At 73.1% G+C, this 18,170-nt stretch carries 17 protein-coding genes; 12 read left to right on the top strand and 5 right to left on the bottom strand.

The window, feature by feature from the left end; all coding sequences use genetic code 11:
- Positions 1 to 61: 61 nt before the first annotated feature.
- The 5 genes from IG63_RS0113840 to IG63_RS0113820 all read left to right on the top strand — a co-directional run bounded on the left by IG63_RS0113840 (position 62) and on the right by IG63_RS0113820 (position 7,402).
- Positions 62 to 1,516 carry a WS/DGAT/MGAT family O-acyltransferase gene (locus tag IG63_RS0113840; protein WP_084597215.1) on the top strand — a complete coding sequence of 485 codons (1,455 nt, stop codon included), beginning with the start codon at positions 62 to 64 and terminating at the stop codon, positions 1,514 to 1,516.
- On the top strand, positions 1,516 to 1,872 hold the full coding sequence (locus IG63_RS0113835) for a DUF6912 family protein (protein WP_030484947.1): 357 nt from the start codon (positions 1,516 to 1,518) through the stop codon (positions 1,870 to 1,872). Before IG63_RS0113840 ends, IG63_RS0113835 begins: the two co-directional genes overlap by 1 nt.
- 69 nt (positions 1,873 to 1,941) lie before the next feature.
- Positions 1,942 to 5,211: a M4 family metallopeptidase gene (locus tag IG63_RS0113830; protein ID WP_030484946.1), complete on the top strand. Its 3,270-nt coding sequence runs from the start codon at positions 1,942 to 1,944 to the stop codon at positions 5,209 to 5,211.
- A gap of 50 nt (positions 5,212 to 5,261) precedes the next feature.
- Positions 5,262 to 6,893 (top strand): L-glutamate gamma-semialdehyde dehydrogenase, encoded by a 1,632-nt coding sequence (pruA, locus tag IG63_RS0113825; RefSeq protein ID WP_030484945.1) that lies wholly within the window; start codon positions 5,262 to 5,264, stop codon positions 6,891 to 6,893.
- Positions 6,890 to 7,402: a DinB family protein gene (locus tag IG63_RS0113820; protein WP_030484944.1), complete on the top strand. Its 513-nt coding sequence runs from the start codon at positions 6,890 to 6,892 to the stop codon at positions 7,400 to 7,402. Before pruA ends, IG63_RS0113820 begins: the two co-directional genes overlap by 4 nt.
- Before the next feature lies 1 nt (position 7,403).
- Here the strand turns inward: IG63_RS0113820 and IG63_RS0113815 are convergent, their stop codons facing one another.
- Positions 7,404 to 7,835 (bottom strand): VOC family protein, encoded by a 432-nt coding sequence (locus IG63_RS0113815; RefSeq protein ID WP_030484943.1) that lies wholly within the window; start codon positions 7,833 to 7,835, stop codon positions 7,404 to 7,406.
- 74 nt (positions 7,836 to 7,909) lie between these two features.
- On the opposite strand from IG63_RS0113815, the gene IG63_RS0113810 reads away from it, so the two are divergent.
- A complete protein-coding gene (locus tag IG63_RS0113810) occupies positions 7,910 to 8,500 on the top strand; it encodes a TetR/AcrR family transcriptional regulator (protein WP_030484942.1) in 591 nt (196 codons plus the stop codon).
- 15 nt (positions 8,501 to 8,515) lie between these two features.
- Here the strand turns inward: IG63_RS0113810 and IG63_RS21600 are convergent, their stop codons facing one another.
- Positions 8,516 to 9,040: a DUF2505 domain-containing protein gene (locus tag IG63_RS21600; protein WP_051706789.1), complete on the bottom strand. Its 525-nt coding sequence runs from the start codon at positions 9,038 to 9,040 to the stop codon at positions 8,516 to 8,518.
- A 47-nt stretch (positions 9,041 to 9,087) separates the two neighbouring features.
- Between IG63_RS21600 and IG63_RS0113800 the strand changes: the two genes are divergently transcribed.
- The 6 genes from IG63_RS0113800 (at position 9,088) to IG63_RS0113775 (ending at position 16,842) form a co-directional block, all read left to right on the top strand.
- A complete protein-coding gene (locus tag IG63_RS0113800; RefSeq protein ID WP_030484940.1) occupies positions 9,088 to 9,921 on the top strand; it encodes a tryptophan 2,3-dioxygenase family protein in 834 nt (277 codons plus the stop codon).
- 66 nt (positions 9,922 to 9,987) lie between these two features.
- The gene (locus IG63_RS0113795) at positions 9,988 to 14,829 is read left to right on the top strand and encodes an NAD-glutamate dehydrogenase (protein ID WP_030484939.1); all 4,842 of its coding nucleotides are present in this window, start codon (positions 9,988 to 9,990) and stop codon (positions 14,827 to 14,829) included.
- 194 nt (positions 14,830 to 15,023) lie between these two features.
- Positions 15,024 to 15,197, top strand: coding sequence for a hypothetical protein (locus IG63_RS22725; protein WP_157210176.1), 174 nt, complete (start codon positions 15,024 to 15,026; stop codon positions 15,195 to 15,197).
- Complete coding sequence (locus tag IG63_RS0113785; RefSeq protein WP_030484938.1) at positions 15,194 to 15,445, top strand: hypothetical protein; 252 nt, start codon at positions 15,194 to 15,196, stop codon at positions 15,443 to 15,445. Before IG63_RS22725 ends, IG63_RS0113785 begins: the two co-directional genes overlap by 4 nt.
- Positions 15,446 to 15,709: 264 nt before the next feature.
- Entirely contained in the window at positions 15,710 to 16,630 is a 921-nt protein-coding gene (locus tag IG63_RS0113780) for a DUF222 domain-containing protein (RefSeq protein WP_030484937.1), read from the top strand.
- Between the two features lie 11 nt (positions 16,631 to 16,641).
- Complete coding sequence (locus tag IG63_RS0113775) at positions 16,642 to 16,842, top strand: HNH endonuclease signature motif containing protein (RefSeq protein WP_157210175.1); 201 nt, start codon at positions 16,642 to 16,644, stop codon at positions 16,840 to 16,842.
- A gap of 7 nt (positions 16,843 to 16,849) precedes the next feature.
- On the opposite strand, the gene IG63_RS0113770 is transcribed toward IG63_RS0113775, so the two are convergent.
- The 3 genes from IG63_RS0113770 to IG63_RS0113760 all read right to left on the bottom strand — a co-directional run bounded on the left by IG63_RS0113770 (position 16,850) and on the right by IG63_RS0113760 (position 18,132).
- Positions 16,850 to 17,434, bottom strand: a complete 585-nt coding sequence (locus IG63_RS0113770) for an HdeD family acid-resistance protein (protein WP_051706786.1) — start codon at positions 17,432 to 17,434, stop codon at positions 16,850 to 16,852.
- Between the two features lie 79 nt (positions 17,435 to 17,513).
- Positions 17,514 to 17,657, bottom strand: coding sequence for a hypothetical protein (locus IG63_RS22720; RefSeq protein ID WP_157210174.1), 144 nt, complete (start codon positions 17,655 to 17,657; stop codon positions 17,514 to 17,516).
- On the bottom strand, positions 17,644 to 18,132 hold the full coding sequence (locus IG63_RS0113760) for a beta-class carbonic anhydrase (RefSeq protein ID WP_030484934.1): 489 nt from the start codon (positions 18,130 to 18,132) through the stop codon (positions 17,644 to 17,646). The genes IG63_RS22720 and IG63_RS0113760 overlap by 14 nt, the downstream gene beginning before the upstream one ends.
- Between the last annotated feature and the right edge of the window lie 38 nt (positions 18,133 to 18,170).

The raw sequence follows: 18,170 nt of genomic DNA, 5'->3' as shown, positions 1-18,170 counted from the left end.
CTGGCTGGGCTCTGCCACAATCCCATGCGGTCCCTCAACCGGATGAGCGGAGGTGGTCTCGGTGCCGACGTCGGACAGGCTGCGCCGCAGCGACCTCGCCCTGCTCGCGGAGGAGACCGACCAGACCCCGCTGCACAACGCGACGCTCGAGATCTTCGACCCCGCCGACTCCGGGCTCGACTACGACGTGCTGCTGCGCCACATCGACGACCGGATCGCCTTCGTGCCGCGCTACCGGCAGCGGCTCCGCGGCGTCCCGGGCCGGCTGGCCAACCCGGTGTGGATCGACGACGAGTCCTTCGACCTCGCCTACCACGTGCGCCGCTCGGCACTGCCCCGCCCGGGCAGCATGGAGCAGCTGCGCGAGCTGGCGGCCCGGATCGTGTCGCGCCGGCTCGACCCCTCGCGGCCGCTGTGGGAGGTCTACTACGTCGAGGGGCTCGAGGGCGGCCGCGTCGCGGTGCTCTCGAAGTCGCACCAGGTGCTGGTCGACGGCATCGCCACGGTCGACCTCGGCCAGGTGCTGCTCGACGTCGACCAGGGTCCCCGGCAGCTGGTCCACGAGGGCTGGGTGCCCCGGCAGGAGCCGACGCAGGCCTCGCTGCTGCTGAGCGCCCTCGGCGAGACCGTGCGCGACCCTCGCGTCGCGGCGGCGTCCGCCCGCAGCAACGCGGAGGCCGTGGGCCGCGTGCTCAGCGGCAGCCTCGCGGCTGCCGGCTCCCTGGCCGGCGGGCTCACCGGCAGCCTCGGGCGGCGGCAGCTGCCGGAGTCGCCCTTCAGCGTCGAGCCCTCCGCGCAGCGCCGCCTGGTGTGCGTGCGCACCTCGCTCAAGGACTACCGCAAGGTCCGGCGGGTGCACGGCGGCACGGTCAACGACGTCATCCTGGCGACGCTGGCCGGGGCGCTGCGCGCCTGGCTGATGACCCGCGCGGAGCCGGTGAGCGCGAGCCGACGGCTGCGGGCGCTGGTGCCCATGAGCGTGATCGACGAGGAGCTCGAGCCCACCTCGCTCGGGTCCCAGGTCGTCGGCCACCTGGTCGACCTGCCGATCGGCGAGGGCTCGCCGGTGGTCCGCCTGCACCAGGTCTCCTACGCGCTGCGCGCCCACAGCGAGACCGGTCGCGCCGTCGCCGCCGACCGCATCGCCGGCGTCGCCGGCTTCGCCCCGACCACCTTCCACGCCCTGGGGTCGCGCGTCGCCTTCGCCGAGGCGCGCCAGGCCGTCAAGCTCGTGGTCACCAACGTGCCGGGTCCGCAGTTCCCGATGTACCTCGCGGGGGCCGAGATGCTGGAGACCTACCCGGTGCCGCCGCTGCTCCCCGGCTTCTCGATGTCGGTCGGCGTGACGTCGTACGACGGCGCCGTCTACTACGGCATCGCCGCCGACCGTGACGCCCTGCCTGACATCGACGTGCTCGGGCAGTGCGTGCGCGAGGCGCTCGACGAGCTGGTCGACAGCGCCAGCGACGCCCGGCCCCGGGCGCCGCGCGGGCGGCGTACGCCGAGGGACGACTGATGCCGCGGCTCTACCTCCCGCTGACCTGGGCGCAGCTGCGCGAGCTGCACGAGACCGGCGAGGTGCCGGCCGGCGCCGCCCGGCTCCGCGCCGAGGGCGACGACGAGGAGGCGGAGTACGACGCGCTGCAGGACGCCGCCGACGCCTCCGCGGCGCTGCTCGACGGCCCCGGCCGGCGGGTGGTCGTGGTCGCCGAGGTGGCCGACGCCGAGGCTCCGGTGGCGCTCGCCCGGGTCGTGGCGGTGCACGCCGACGACGCCCCGCTCGACCCCGGCTCGGCGGCGTACGACGACCCTCCGGAGCTCGGCTGGTGGGCGACGCAGGAGATTGCGGAACTCCTCGGTTCCGGAAGATAGAAAATTCGGGTCGTCACCGACATTTCCGTCAACTAGCATGAGCCCCACACCTGAGCAGCGGGGGCGGCGATGAGCGGACGTCACCGGCGGGGGCTGCTGCCCCGCGTCGTGGCGTTGACGGCCGTCCTGGCCGTGGTGGCCAGCCCCCTTGCGGTGAGCCCGGCGGTGGCCGCGGAGGCCGACCCGCCCCGCCCGGCCGACGCAGCGGAGGCGGCCCTCGCCGACCTCCGCGACGAGGCGTCCGGCGACGTCGAGGTCGCCCGCGACGACGCCGGTGCGGTCACCTCGGTCGTCTCGGCCGACGGGTCCGCGGTGCTCGAGACGGCGTCGGGCTCGCCCACGCGCGCGACCGCCGAGGTGCTCGACGAGCACGGCGAGGCCTTCGGTCTCGACGGCGAGGTGTCCGAGGCGGTCGTCACCCAGGCCGTGCCCTCCGCGACCGGCGGCACCGTCGTCCGGGCCCAGCAGGAGGTCGACGGTGTCCCCGTCTTCGGTGGGCAGGTCGTCACCGTGCTCGACGAGGACGCCGACGTCGTCTCGCTGGAGGCCGCGACCACCCGCGAGCCCGTCGAGGCGTCCCGCCCCGAGGTGGCGGCCGCGACCGCGGTCCGCACCGCCGTGCGCGCCTCGGCGCGCGCCCACGACCTCGACGCCGACGCCCTCGAGGGCGAGCTGCTCGGCCGCCGCCTCTTCGACCCGGCGCTGGTCGGCGTCACCACCCCCGGCGGCACCCGCCCGGTGTGGGAGGTCGAGGTGCGCGACGGCGCCGCTGTGCGCGACACCGTCCTCGTCGGCACCGACCGCGGCGAGGTCGCGCTGCGCTTCGACAACGCGCCGCGCGCCACGAGCCGGTGGGTCTGCGACAACGCCGGTACCGAGCGGACCTCCGAGAGCAGCACCACGGCCTGCGCCGAGGCGGCCGGCACCGAGGCGGAGCCTCCGGTCCGGGGGGAGACCCGCCGCGCCTTCGCCCACCTGGGTGCGACCGCAGCGACGTACGACGAGCTGGCCGGCATCGACCTGACCGGGATGCTGGGAGTCAGCGGGGTCGGTGGCAAGCGCCTGCTCGCCACGGTCAACTGGTGCGAGAGCAACGCCTGCCCCTACCGCAACGCCTTCTGGGACGGCACCGGCGTCGTGCTCGGGGCGGGCTACGCCGTCGACGACATCGTGGCCCACGAGCTCACGCACGGCTACGTCGAGCGCACCTCCGCACTCTTCTACTGGCAGCAGAGTGGGGCCATCAACGAGTCGCTCGCCGACGTGATCGGCGAGGTCGTCGACCAGCGCGCGCCGGCGCTGGACCCCGACCCGACGGAGGACCCCGACCCGACGGAGGACCCCGACCCGACGGAGGAGCCGAGCCCGACGGAGGAGCCGAGCCCGACGGAGGACCCGAGCCCGACGGAGGACCCGAGCCCGACGGAGGACCCGAGCCCGACGGAGGACCCGTCCCCGACCGACGAGCCGTCCCCGACCGATCCGCCCGCCCCGAGCGACAGCCCGTCGCCGACGGCGGGGCCGATCCCCACCGGTGACCCCGGCATCGCCGCCGGGTTCGCCGCGGCCGTCGTGGGCGCCACGGATCCAGCGGTCGACGACGACTGGCTCATGGGGGAGGACCTGACCCGTGGCGCGCTGCGGTCGCTGGCTGACCCGACGGCCCACGGCCAGCCTGACCGGATGCGCAGCCCGCTGTGGAAGGACGAGGCCGCCCTGTGGGGCTCCGACCGTGGCTTCGTGCACCACAACCTCGGCGTGGGCAACAAGGCCGCCTACCTGATCTCGCAGGGTGGCCGGTTCAACGGCACCACGGTGACCGGCATCGACGGTGACGACGCCGGCCTCACCAAGACTGGGACGCTCTACCTGCAGGTCATCCCGCGGCTGACCTCGGGGTCCCAGTACGCCGATCTCGCCCGGGTGCTCGCCTCGACCTGCGACGAGCTGGCGGTGACTGGCACTGCCGGCTTCACCGCCGCCGACTGCACGTCGGTCCGCGCCGCCACCAAGGCGACCGAGATGACCGCCGCCCCGGCTGCCGCAGGCGCGGCGGCCCCCGAGGTGCCTGCGAGCTGTCCGACCGCGAGCGTGCGGCGCAAGCTGCTCCTCGATGCCGAGCGGACACGCGAGTTCGGCTGGCAGGTCACCGAGGGGCTGTGGGTCCGCCCCGGAGCCGACGCCGGCTGGAGCTCCTACGCCTACGCCCGCAGCGGCAAGGAGTCGTTGCTCGGCCTCTCGCCCTCGCCCTTCGAGTACGGCGACGAGCCCGTCTCGTCTGCGACGAGCAAGTCCTTCGCCGTGCCCCTGACGGCGGGGGGCGCCTACTTCCACTTCTCGCACGCGTACGCCTTCGACCACGACGTGGCACGCGGCAAGTACTACGACGGCGCCACCGTGCAGGTGCAGAGGTCCGTCGCAGGAGAGTGGCAGGAGGTCGCCCTGCCGAGCTCGGCCTGGGCCAACGGTCCCGACAAGCAGGTGGTCGGAGACCGAGAGCCGGGTTCCTTCACCGGCTTCAGCGGCGACAGCCGTGGCTGGGGGTCCAGTCGGCTCGACCTGACCTCGCTGCAGGGGCAGACCGTGCGCCTGGTGCTGCACCTGGAGAGCGACGAGGCCTACCACGACATCGGCTGGTGGCTCGACGACCTGCAGGTCTACGCCTGCGACGCCCCCGCGCCCAGCGCCCCGGCGTCCTTCCGGGCCACCGCGGGCACGTCGACGGTGAGCCTGGCGTGGCAGCCGCCGGCCACCGGCGCAGCGCCTGCCCGCTACGAGGTCTGGCGCGACGGTGCGATCACCCGGCTGGCCCCCTCCGCGCGCAGCTGGCAGCTGACCGGGTACGCCGCCGGGGCCAGCACGACCGTGCGGGTGCGCGCCGTGGCCCGGGGCGGGCTCCCCGGAGCCTGGGCCAGCAGCAACCTCAGGCTGCCGGTGACCCCCAAGCCCACGCCCACCCCGACGCCCACGGTGAAGCCGAGCGTGCGGCCGACGGTGAAGCCCACGGTCAAGCCGGCGCCGATCGTGCGCAAGGCGGTGCGCGCGGTGACGACGTCCTCGAAGTCCCGGGTGCGGCGCAACCAGGCCTTCGTGGTGCGGGGCACCGCCGTCGTGCGCGGCACCGGCGCCAAGGTCCGCGGCGTGCGGATCACGTTGCAGCGACGGGTGGCCGGCACGTCGCGGTGGCGCACCGTCTCGGCGCGCACCACGCGCGCCGACGGCACCTACCGCTGGAAGGTGCGGCAGACGCGCTCCACGGCCTACCGCGTGGTGGTCGCGGGGGGCAAGACCACGCTGCGCAGCGTGAGCCCGACGCGCGGCGTACGCCTCGTCAGGTAGCCGCGGAGCCGGGTGGAGCGGCTCGGGGCGACATGACAGCATCGCTGTCCATGGACGCCGTCACGAGCCCACCTCCCGCCGTCAACGAGCCCAACCTGCACTACGCCCCCGGCAGCGCCGAGCGCACCGAGGTCGAGGCCGCCCTGGCCCACCTGGCGGCGGCACCGCGTGACCTGACGGCCACGATCGGCGGGACCAAGCGACTCGGCGGCGGCGCCGAGATCCCGGTGGTGCAGCCCCACGCCCACGCGGAGGTCCTCGGTGTGCTGCGGAACTCGACCAAGGCCGACGCGCGTGCTGCCGTGGCGGCGGCGTCCGACGCGGCGCCCTCCTGGCGGGCGATGTCCTTCGACGACCGCGCGGCGATCATCCTCAAGGCGGCCGACCTGCTGGCGGGGCCGTGGCGGGCGACCCTCAACGCCGCCACCATGCTCGGGCAGTCCAAGACGGTCTGGCAGGCCGAGATCGACGCGGCGTGCGAGCTGATCGACTTCTGGCGCTTCAACGTGCACTTCGCCCGCGAGATCCTCGAGCAGCAGCCGCCGGCCAACTCGCGGGGGGTGTGGAACCGCACCGACCACCGCCCGCTCGAGGGCTTCGTCTACGCCATCACGCCCTTCAACTTCACCGCCATCGCCGGCAACCTGCCCACCGCGCCGGCGTTGATGGGCAACACCGTGATCTGGAAGCCGTCGCCGACCCAGCAGCTCGCCGCGCACCTCACGATCGAGCTGCTGGAGGAGGCCGGCATGCCCCCGGGCGTCATCAACATGCTGCCCGGCGACGGCCTCGAGGTCTCCGAGGTGGCGCTGGCCCACCCCGACCTCGCCGGCATCCACTTCACCGGCTCCACCCCGACCTTCCAGTCGCTGTGGAAGACGGTGGGCGACAACCTCACCGGCTACCGCTCCTACCCGCGCGTGGTGGGGGAGACCGGCGGCAAGGACTTCATCGTGGCCCACCCGTCGGCCGACGTCGACGTGCTGCGGGTGGCGATGATGCGCGGCGCCTTCGAGTTCCAGGGCCAGAAGTGCTCCGCGGCCTCGCGTGCCTACGTGCCGGAGTCGCTGTGGCGGCGGATGAAGGACCAGCTGGTCGCCGAGACCGACAACCTCACCATGGGTCCCACCACCGACCTGTCCAACTTCATGGGCGCCGTGATCGACGACCGGGCCTTCGCCAAGCACAAGCGCGCGATCGCCCGGGCGAAGCGGTCGAGCAAGCTCGACGTCGTCGCCGGCGGCAAGGTCGACGACAGCGTCGGCTACTTCGTGCGCCCGACCATCGTCGAGGCCAGCGACCCCACCGACGCCATGTTCACCGAGGAGTACTTCGGTCCCATCCTCGCGGTGCACGTCTACGCCGACGGCGACTACGAGGCCGTCGTCGACCAGATGGAGTCGGTGGCGCCGTACGCCCTGACCGGTGCGGTGATCGCGCAGGACCGGCGGGCGATCGCCTGGACCACCGAGCGGCTGCGCTTCGCCGCCGGCAACTTCTACGTCAACGACAAGCCGACCGGCGCGGTCGTGGGGCAGCAGCCCTTCGGCGGTGCCCGCGCCTCGGGCACCAACGACAAGGCGGGTGCACCGCAGAACCTGATGCGCTGGACCTCGCAGCGCTCGATCAAGGAGACGCTCGACCCGCCGAAGGATCACCGCTACCCGCACATGGGCGCGTGAGGACCGAGCCGCCGCCGTCCGGGAGCGAGGCCGAGGTCCTGCTCGGCTTCCTGGACTTCCACCGCGAGACGGTGCTGGCCAAGTGCGCGGACCTCGACGACGTCGGCCTGGGGACGCCGTTGCCGCCGTCGACGATGACGCTCGGTGGCCTGCTCACGCATCTCGCCTTCGTCGAGGACTACTGGCTCGGCCACGTGGTCGCCGGGCGTGACCCGGTCGAACCCTGGCGCAGTGCCGACTGGGAGGCCGACGCCGACGCCGACTGGCACCTCGACGTCCCCCGGGCCGAGCGCCTCGCGCTGCTGGCGGACGCGGTGGCGCGCTCGCGCGAGGTGACCACGGAGCTGCTCGCGTCGCCGGACGGCCTCGGCACGCTCTCGCAGCGGCTGCGCGGTGAGCACCGCGTCTCGCTGCGCTGGGTGCTGGTGCACCTGGTCGAGGAGTACGCGCGGCACAACGGCCACGCCGACCTGATCCGCGAGTCACTCGACGGCAGCGTGGGGGAGTAGCTCAGGTCCCCGTCGCGGCCTGGTCGAGGGTCACGGTCATGCCGTCGAAGTCGCCCGCCGGGGGGATGGGCGTGATGACGTCGACGAGCACGCCGGCAGGTCCTCGCACGATGAAGTGCCGCTGCCCGAAGTCCTCGGACCGCAGCGACAGCAGCTCCTCGCAGGCGCCGGAGCCCACGAGCCGCTCGTGGGCGGCGTCGACGTCGTCGACCTCGACGTTGACCAGGAGGTGCTGCGAGCTGGCGCCACGGTGTCCCACCGGGATGGTGGGGTGGTCGCGGTCGACCAGCGCGAGCTCCTGGCGGCCCGAGGCGAGGCTGACGTACCACGGCGTCTCGAAGACGACGGAGAAGTCGAGCAGGTCGACGAAGAAGGCGGCCGAGGCCGACACGTCGTCGGTCATCAGGACGGGGTAGAGGCTGACGACGTGCACGGGGTCCTCCCGGTGATAGAAACGGTCTGTCTCCAAACCGTATAGATACATCGTGTCTCTATCAAGGGGGTCCCGTGCCACGAGCCAGCCGAGCCGACAGTGCCGCCACGCGCGAGCGCGTGCTCGACGTGGCGAGCCGGTGCTTCGGGGAGCAGGGCTACGCCGCCGTCGGCGTCGCCGCCATCGCCGCCGCCGCGGGGGTCACCCGGGGCGCCGTCTACAACCACTTCCCCGACAAGCAGGCCCTCTTCGCCGAGGTGCTCCGGCGCGCGCACGCGAGGGTCGCCGCGCACATCGAGGCCGAGACCGCCGGTCTCACCGACCCGTGGCGCGCCCTCGCGGTGGGCTGCGAGGCCTTCCTGGTCGCCGCCACCGACCCCGCCCTGCGCCGCGTGCTCCTCGTCGACGGTCCTGCCGTCGTCGGCTGGCGGTCGTGGCGCGAGGCCGACCGGGAGGCGTCGGAGAGCAGCCTGGACCGCGGGCTCGCGGCTGCCGGCGTCACGCTGCCGGCCGCGACCGCCGCGCTGTCGGGGGCGATGAACGAGCTGAGCGTGTGGGTGGCCGCCCACGACGACCCGACGGAGGCGCTCGCGTCGGCCACCTCCACCGTGCGGCTGCTGCTCGCAGGCCTGCGCGCAGGCTCCGACCCGTCCGGCGACGGGTGAGCGGCGCGGGCGGGGTCAGGCGAGGTAGCTGGCGCCGACCCTCGCCTCGGTGCGCAGCGCCTTGACGAGCATGTCGGCGATGAGGCCCTCGACCTTGCCGCCGACGAGCGGGATGTTGACCCGGACGGCGAGGTTGACCGTCTCGGTGACGCCCTGCGGGTCCTCGGTGAGGTGGGCGGTGCCGGTCATCTCGCCGGGCTTGCCGGGGATGACGACCTCGATGTCGCCCTTGGCGGGGGAGAGCCAGTCCTCGCGCGCCACGATGTTGATCTCCTCGCCGACGAACTTGCGCGCGAAGCCGGGCAGGCCGGCCGCCGACTGCACCTGGTCGACGGTGACCTTGAGGCGGTCGCCGTCACGCTCGGTGGTGACGTCGTGCCGCACCACGTGCTGGGCCTCGCAGACCTGCTCGCGGAAGGCGGCGTCGGAGAGCATGTCGTAGACCTGCTCCAGGGTCGCGCCCTCGTAGCGCCACTCCTCGTGGATCTGCTTCATCGGCTGCTCCTCGCGTACGTCGGTCGGGGTGGCGTGCCGCATCATGCCGCACGGGTGCGCCAACGAGGCGGCGTACGGCTAGGTTCTGGGGCATGGAGGAGACCTTCGTCTCGTTCGGCGAGGACGTCGCCGGCCACGAGTACGCCGGCACGCAGCTGACCTACGGCAGCTACCTGCAGCTGCCGCGGCTGCTCGACGCCCAGCGCCTGGAGTCCGACCCGCCCGCCCACGACGAGCTGCTCTTCATCACCATCCACCAGGTCTACGAGCTGTGGTTCCAGCAGCTGCTCCACGAGGCCGAGACGGTGCGCGACGCCCTGGTCGGCACCCTGGCGGAGAGCGGGGGGCGCGACCTGTGGTTCTCCCGCCACCTGCTCACCCGGATGCACGTCATCGCGCGCACGCTGGTGCAGCAGGTCGACGTGCTGGAGACGATGACGCCGCAGGACTTCCTGGTCTTCCGGCAGCGCCTCGCCCCGGCCAGCGGCTTCCAGTCCGTGCAGTTCCGCGAGCTGGAGTTCCTCTCCGGTGCCAAGGACCCCGGCTACGTCGACCGCTTCCGCGGGCTCACCGCCGAGGAGCGGCAGCGGCTCGCGCGTCGCCTGGAGGAGCCGTCGCTGTGGGACGGCTTCGTGCACGTGCTCGGCGAGGCGGGGCTGGCCACCGACGACGACGAGGCACTGACCGCCTCCCTGCGCACGGTCTTCCATCACCGCTCCGACTACGCCGAGCTGTGGGGCCTGGCGGAGGCCCTGCTGCAGCACGACGAGCTCGCCGCGGCCTGGCGGGGCCGGCACGTGGTGATGGTGGAGCGCATGATCGGCGCGAGGTCCGGCACCGGCGGGTCGAGCGGGTCGACCTACCTGTGCAGCCGGCTCGACCTGAAGTACTACCCGCTGCTGTGGGAGCTGCGCTCGTCGCTCTGAGCGCGCCGCCACCGGGCGCCGCGCGGGTGGTGTCGGACGGGTCGCCCGGGGCGTTAGCCTGCCGGAGTGACGACGCTTGACCAGAGCAAGTCCGAGCTCCTCACCGAGCTGGCGCAGTACGCCGAGTCCAAGGGCGTGCCCCTGGCGGCGGACGTCGACGTGCCCGCGATGCTGCGCACCTTCTACCGGCACGTGGTCGCCGAGGACCTCGTCGACCGCGAGCGCGGCGACCTCTTCGGCGCGGGCGTCTCGATGCTCAAGCTTGCCTCCGAGCGGCCGCAGGGCACCGCGGTGGTGCGCGTCCTGACCCCGCGCGTCTCCACCCACGGGTGGTCGGCCAACGGCCACACCGTCGTGGAGGTCGTCACCGACGACATGCCCTTCCTGGTCGACTCGGTCACGATGGCGCTCGACCAGCACCACCACGACGTGCACCTCGTCATCCACCCGCAGCTGGTCTGCCGCCGCGACGTGAGCGGCAGCCTGCAGGAGGTGCTCGACGACCAGGCCGACTCGACGCCCCACGACGTCACCCGCGAGTCGTGGATGCACCTGGAGATCGACCGGGTGCCCGACGAGGAGCTGCCGCAGATCGAGGAGCAGCTCGCCAAGGTGCTGCTCGACGTGCGCGACGCGGTCGAGGACTGGTCGCGGATGCACGCCCGCGCCGCCGGGCTCGTCACCGAGCTGCGCGAGCAGCCGCCCGTGGGGCTCCCGCCGGCGGAGGTGGAGCAGGCCGCCGCGCTCCTGGAGTGGCTGGCCGACGACCACTTCACCTTCCTCGGCTACCGCGAGTACGCGCTGGAGGCGCACGACGGACAGGACGTGCTGGTGGCCCGTCCCGGCACCGGCTTCGGCATCCTGCGCGCCGACCCGGGCGCCCCGCGTCCGCTCCCGGAGGCCGTGGCGGCGTACGCCCGCGAGCCCCGGGTGCTCGTCCTGGCCAAGGCCAACTCGCGCGCCACGGTCCACCGCCCCGTCTTCCTCGACTACGTCGGCGTGAAGCAGTTCGACGAGTCGGGCGCCGTCGTGGGGGAGCGGCGCTTCCTGGGCCTCTTCTCCTCCGCCGCCTACACCGAGTCGGTCAAGCGGATCCCCGTGCTGCGCGAGAAGGCCGCCGAGGTCATCGACGCGGTGGGGCTGGAGCCGCTGAGCCACGCGGGCAAGGCGCTGATGGACGTGCTGGAGACCTACCCCCGCGACGAGCTCTTCCAGACCCCGGTCGCCGACCTGGTGCCGATCGCCTCGCAGGTGATGCACACCCGCGAGCGCCGCACGCTGCGACTCTTCTGCCGCCGCGACACCTACGGCCGCTACCTCTCCGTGCTCGTCTACCTCCCCCGCGACCGCTACAACACCGCGGTCCGCGAGCGGATCGCCGAGATCCTCAAGCGCCAGCTGCACGGGGAGTCCGTCGAGTACACCGCCCACGTCGGGGAGTCCTTCGCCGCCCGGCTGCACTTCGTCGTGCGGCCACCGCGCGGCGAGCTCGCCGCCGAGCCGGACGTCGCCGACCTGGAGCGTCGCTGCGCCGAGGCGGCGCGCTCGTGGTGCGACGACTTCGCCGCGGCCGTGGTCGCGGCGTACGGCGAGGAGCTGGGCAGCCGCTACGCGCGCGCCTACGCCGACTCCTTCCCCGAGGCCTACAAGGAGGACTACCCGGCCGCGGCCGCCGCCGTCGACCTCGGCAGGCTCGAGGAGATCGAGGCCGAGGGCACCGCCGGCATGACCCTGGCGCTCTACTCCGACGTCACCTCGCGCCCGGGGGAGGCCCGGCTCAAGGTCTACCGCGTCGGGACGCCGCTCTCGCTCTCCGAGGTGCTGCCGATCCTCTCCACGACCGGCGTCGAGGTGGTCGACGAGCGGCCCTACGCGCTCGAGGGGCTCTCGCGGCCGACGTACATCTACGACTTCGGCCTGCGTCACTCCGGGGACCTGCCCGACAGTGCGCGCGAGCTCTTCCAGGACGCCGTGAGCGCGGTGTGGCAGGGCCGCAACGAGAGCGACGGCTTCAACGCACTGGTGCTGTCGGCTGGGCTGAGCTGGCGGCAGGCGATGGTGCTGCGCGCCTACGCGAAGTACATGCGCCAGGGGGGCACCCCCTTCGCCCAGGACTACATCGAGGGTGCGCTGCGCCTCAACGTCGACATCACGCGGCTGCTCGTGCAGCTCTTCGAGGCGCGCTTCGACCCTGGCAGCCGCCGCGAGATCCCCGCCGACGGCGAGGCGCGACAGGCCAGCTGCGGCGAGCTGGAGGAGCGGATCACCCAGGCGCTCGACGCCGTCAGCAGCCTCGACCACGACCGGATCCTGCGGTCCTACCTGGCCATCATCAAGGCCACGCTGCGCACCAGCTACTTCATGACCGGCCCCGACGAGGAGCCGCTGGACCGGCTCTCGCTCAAGCTCGACCCCGCCGCCATCCCCGACCTGCCGGCGCCCCGGCCGAAGTTCGAGATCTTCGTCTACTCGCCGCGCGTCGAGGGCGTGCACCTGCGCTTCGGCGCCGTCGCGCGCGGCGGCCTGCGGTGGTCGGACCGTCGCGACGACTTCCGCACCGAGATCCTGGGCCTGGTCAAGGCGCAGATGGTCAAGAACACCGTGATCGTGCCCGTGGGCGCCAAGGGTGGCTTCTTCGCCAAGCAGCTGCCCGACGGTTCGGAGGAGCAGGGCGGCCGTGAGGCGTGGCTCGCCGAGGGCGTGGCGTCCTACCGCACCTTCATCTCGGGCCTGCTCGACCTCACCGACAACCTGGTCGAGCGCGACGGCCGCCGCGAGGTGGTCCCACCGACCCGCGTGGTGCGCCACGACGGCGACGACCCCTACCTCGTGGTCGCGGCCGACAAGGGCACCGCGACCTTCAGCGACCTGGCCAACGAGGTGTCGCAGGAGTACGGCTTCTGGCTCGGCGACGCCTTCGCCTCCGGCGGCTCGGTCGGCTACGACCACAAGGCCATGGGCATCACCGCCAAGGGCGCCTGGGTCTCGGTGCGGCGGCACTTCCGGGAGATGGGCGTCGACTGCCAGACCGAGCCCTTCACCGCCGTCGGCATCGGCGACATGTCGGGCGACGTCTTCGGCAACGGCATGCTCTGCTCCCGCACCACCCGCCTGGTCGCCGCCTTCGACCACCGCGACATCTTCGTCGACCCCACGCCCGACGCCGAGGCGTCGTACGCCGAGCGCGAGCGGCTCTTCGCGCTGCCGCGCTCGTCGTGGCAGGACTACGACGCCTCCCTGATCTCCGCGGGCGGGGGCGTGTGGCCGCGGTCGGCGAAGTCGATCCCGATCAGTGCGCAGATGCGCGAGGCGCTCGGGCTCGACGAGGGCACCCTGCGGCTGACGCCGGCCGAGCTGATGCGCGCCATCCTGCTCGCGCCGGTCGACCTGCTGTGGAACGGCGGCATCGGCACCTACGTGAAGGCCTCCCACGAGTCCCACGCCGATGCCGGCGACAAGGCCAACGACGCGATCCGGGTCGACGGTGAGCAGCTGCGGGCGCGCTGCGTCGGTGAGGGCGGCAACCTCGGGCTCACGCAGCTCGGGCGCATCGAGTACGCCCGGTTGGGCTGCGGCGGCGAGGGCGGGCGGCTCAACACCGACTTCATCGACAACTCCGCCGGCGTCGACACCTCCGACCGCGAGGTCAACATCAAGATCCTGCTCGACCGCGTGGTCGCCGAGGGCGACCTCACCCGCAAGCAGCGCAACCAGCTGCTGGCCTCGATGACCGACCAGGTCGCGGAGCTCGTGCTCACCGACAACTACGACCAGAACCTCGCGATGGCCAACGCCGAGGCGCTCGCGCCCGCGCTGCTGCACGTGCACGAGGACTGGATCCGGACGCTCGAGCGGCGCGGCGTGCTCGACCGCGAGCTGGAGGGACTGCCCTCGCGCCGCACCGTCGCCCGGCGGCGTGACCGGGGCCAGGGCCTCAGCGGCCCGGAGCTCGCGGTGCTGCTGTCGTGGACCAAGATCGTGCTCGCCGACGAGCTGCTCGAGACCGACCTCGCCGACGACCCCTTCGTCCGCTCCGAGCTCTACTCCTACTTCCCGGCGGCGATGCGCCAGGGCTACCGCGGCCAGATGGAGGCCCACCAGCTGCGTCGGGAGATCGTCGTGACGCAGCTGGTCAACAACCTGGTCAACAACGCCGGCATCACCTACCTGCACCGGCTCTCCTCCGAGACCGGGGCCGGGTCCGAGGAGCTGACCCGCGCCAACTTCCTGGCGCGCGAGATCTTCGGCGCCGACCGGCTCCAGGCCGAGATCTGCTCCTTCGACAACCAGATCCCCGCCGACCTGCAGACCCGGATGCGGCTCGAGGTGCGCACCCTGGCCGAGCGGGCCTCGCGCTGGCTGCTGGGCGGCCGCCGGCTCGAGGCCGGCAGCGAGGCCGTGGTCGACGCCTACGAGGTCGTCGTGGAGAAGGTCGTCGCCGAGCTGCCCTCGCTGATGACCGGCCTCGAGCTGGAGGCCTTCGAGGGACGCCGTGACCGGCTCGTCGCCGCGGGGGTCCCGGAGACGCTCGCGATCCGCGTGGCCACCTGCCCGCCGGCGTACATGGTGCTGGGGATCGTCGAGACCGCCACCCGCACCGGGCGCGAGCCGCTCGAGGTGGCGCGCACCCACTTCGAGGTCGGCGAGCGCTTCGAGCTGCCGAGGCTCGTTGGGGCGATCCTGGCCCTGCCCCGCGACGACCGCTGGCAGACCATGGCCCGCGCCGCGCTGCGCGACGACCTCCACGTCGTCCACGCGCAGCTGACCGCCGCGGAGCTGCAGGACCGCGCCCCGGGCGATAAGGACGCCCAGCAGGCCGTCTCCACCCTCCGGGAGATCCTCGACGAGGAGGAGGTCGACCTCGCCCGCCTCTCCGTCGCCCTCCGCGTCGTCCGCGCGCTGCTGTAGCGACTCTCGCCGTCGTCGCGCCGACCCTCGTGCCGCGCGGCGCAGACCGCGACGTTTGAACGCCAGGCGATCGGGCATCCCTACTGACCGCGCCTGCCCGCGCCGGAGCAGGCACACCGGCTGCGACCCACGCTGCTGGACGACATGACGCAGCGGGCGACCCCCCCTGTGTCGACGGTGACCGGAGGCGAAGCATGAGCGACAGCACGATCAGGTCGGCCCTGGAGGTGGCCTGCGACGGCTACGAGACCCTCGCGGTGGCCGACGTGCCCGACGACGTGGACGACCCGGCCTCCTACATCGCCGGGGCAACCACCGCCGCCCGCATGATCGCCCTGCCCACCCTCGAGGGCGGGCGGCGGCCATGACCGGCAAGGCTCTCGCCCGCGTCGACCCCCACCTCATGCCCCGCGGTCCCATGGGGTTCTACGACCGCCGCGTGCTGCACGCCTACACCCGGACGTGGGCACGGTCCCTGAGTCCCGAGGAGTACGCCTGGCGCTTCGGTGGCGGGCACGGCGGCGGGGCGGCCGACGACCTCGAGGCCACGGCACTGGCCGACGAGAGGGCCGAGGACGAGCACGAGTGGCAGGAGTTCCTGGCGGGGCGCGACTGAGCCGAGCAGCCCGAGGGCTCGAGCCCCTCGCGGCCCCTTCGGGTGGTCGAGGAGGTCGCGCCGCACCCCGGGTGGTCGAGGAGGTCGCGCGACCGTCTCGAGACCCCGTACGACGCCCGCCCCCCGCACCCCGTCGGGTGGTCGAGGAGGTCGCGCAGCGACCGTCTCGAGACCCTGCCAAGAACTTCCCGACAGGGTCCGGATGGTGGACGAAACCGCAGGTCAGCGGCCTGGACTGTCGGTGGTCGCGGGTTCAATGGACCTATGAGCGAGCAGGTCGGGGACGGCACCGGAGACGGCTCGCTGGCGCCTGCCGCGCACCCGGTCGCGGACCTCGCCGCCCGGCTGCGGCGCCGGCTCGAGGACCTGACCACCAGCCCGGTGCCGGTGTGGGCGATGAGCAGCGACGAGAAGGCCCAGACCCTGCTCGACCTCGCCGTCGCCCAGGCGCAGCTCGACGCACTACGGCTCCAGGTCCTGGCCGAGGCCGACCGCGACCCCGACGTCACCGACCCCGGCGACCGCACCGTCGCGGAGTGGGTCGCCCGGCGGACCCGGCAGACCCGGCCGGCCGCACGCGCCGACCTCAAGCTCGCCCGCGCCCTGGACTCCGACCGACCCGTCCTGGCCGCGGGGATGGCGGCCGGTCGGGTGAACCTCGCCCAGGCCCGGGCAATCAGCCGGGCGCTGGACCTGCTCCCGGTCACCGGACGCTTCGCCACCACCCCCGACCAACGCGCGACCGCGGAAGCCCACCTGGTCGACCTGGCCGGCGACTTCGACGCCACCGCGCTCGAGCAGCTCGGCCGCCGCATCTACGCCGTCATCTGCCCCGACGCCGTCGATGCCTACGAGGGCACCCTGCTCGAGGCCGAGGAAGCCCGCGCCGCCCGCAAGACCAGCCTCGAGATGTGGCAGGACCACCACGGCACCTGCCACGGCCGCTTCCGCATCCCCCAGCTCCACGGCCAGATGCTGAAGAAGGCCCTGCAGGCACTGACCAACCCGACCCGGGTCTCGACACCAGAGCCGGTCGAGCCTGTCGAGACCACCCCGGCGCCCGTCCTGCGCGGGCAGGCGCGGCCCGCCACCGGCTCATCCCCGCCGTGCTCGGCGGGGCCGGTCAGGTCCTCGACCTCGGCGCCACCCAGCGGCTCTTCACCAAGGCCCAGCGCCTCGCCCTGACCCTGAGCCAGGTGACCTGTCGCGCTGAGCACTGCACCGTCTCCGCCGCGATGTGCCAGGTCGACCACGCCATCCCCTGGGCCCGCGGCGGACCCACCGACCTCACCAACGCCCGGCTGCTGTGCGGACCCCACCACCGCCGCCTGACCCACCCGGCGTACCGCCACGAGACCATCCCCGAGGGCCGCGTCCGCTTCCACCGACGTGAGTGACGTGGAGTCAGGCAGGCGCGGGGTGGGTGTCGTCGCCCTGATCGGGGGCGGGGTGGACGTCGTCGGCCGTGGGGGTCTTGCGGACCGCGAAGGCCATGGCGACGAGGACCCCGCCCCAGAAGAGCGCGAGGACGCCGAGGACCACCGTCAGGCTGAGGGCGGCGCGGCCGGGGTTCGCCACGAAGAGCACGCCCAGCACCAGGTCGAGCACGGCTCCGAGGCCGAGCAGGAGCCGGGCGCTGCCGGCGAGGCCGGGACGGAAGGCGCCGACCCCCTCGAAAACGCCACGCACCAGCAGCCAGATGCCGAGCACCCACGTCAGGATGAGTGCGGTCGCACCAGGGCGGGTGATGGCGTAGAGGCCGGCCAGCACGGCGACGAGTGCCATCGCGAGCGCCAGCGCCTTCTGGCCGCCACTGCCGTGGCGGAAGGCCTCGACTGCCAGGCCGATGCCGTCGGCCAGGGCCCAGATGCCCCACAGCAGCGCGAGCGCGATGACGGTCGAGACCGGCCACACGATGGCCACGAGTCCGAAGATGATGCCGACGACGCCGCGGAGCAGCAGCATCGTCCAGGGAACGCCGAGGTTCATGACGACCTCCGAGGACGGGGCCCCGCCGGGTTGGAGGCCCGGATGCTGAGACTCTAGACCCGGGCGGGCTCCCGTGGCGTCACGCGCACTCCAGGGCGCCCTGGAGCAGTGAGGGCCCCACCCAGGTGACGTCGTCGTCGCGCTCGAGGAAGTCGCGCATCGTGGTCAGGTCCCGCACGCCGCGGGGCGCGACGATCGGCTCCTCCTGCTCAGGCGACTTCATCGAGCTTGCCCGTCGCCACGTCGAAGACGAACCCCCGCACCTGGTCGCGGTGCGGGATGAAGGGCGAGGCCTGGATCCGGGCGATCGACTGGCGCACGTCCTCGTGCAGGTCCGCGAAGGCCTCGGCCGCCCACTCGGGCTTGATCCCCGTGTCGTCCTGGATGCTGCGCTTGAAGTCGTCGTCGGTGAAGGTCAGCATCCCGCGGTCGGTGTGGTGGACCAGCACGATCTCCTCGGTGCCGAGCAGCCGCTGGCTGATGGCGAGCGAGCGGATCTCGTCGTCGGTCACGACGCCGCCGGCGTTGCGGATGACGTGTGCCTCGCCCTCGGCGAGGCCCAGAGCGCGGTAGACGTCGAGGCGAGCGTCCATGCAGGCGACCACGGCGACGTGCTTGGAGGGCGGGAGGGGCAGGGGGCCCTGGAAGCTCTCCGCGTAACGGGCGTTGTTGGCGAGCAGCTCGTCGGTGACGGTCATTGTTAACAACTCCTATCGAGTAAAGACAGTATGAGCGT

It is taken from the genome of Nocardioides aequoreus (genome assembly GCF_000720335.1).
Taxonomy (GTDB): Bacteria; Actinomycetota; Actinomycetes; order Propionibacteriales; family Nocardioidaceae; genus Marmoricola; species Marmoricola aequoreus.
This window is presented reverse-complemented; position numbering and strand designations above follow the sequence as displayed.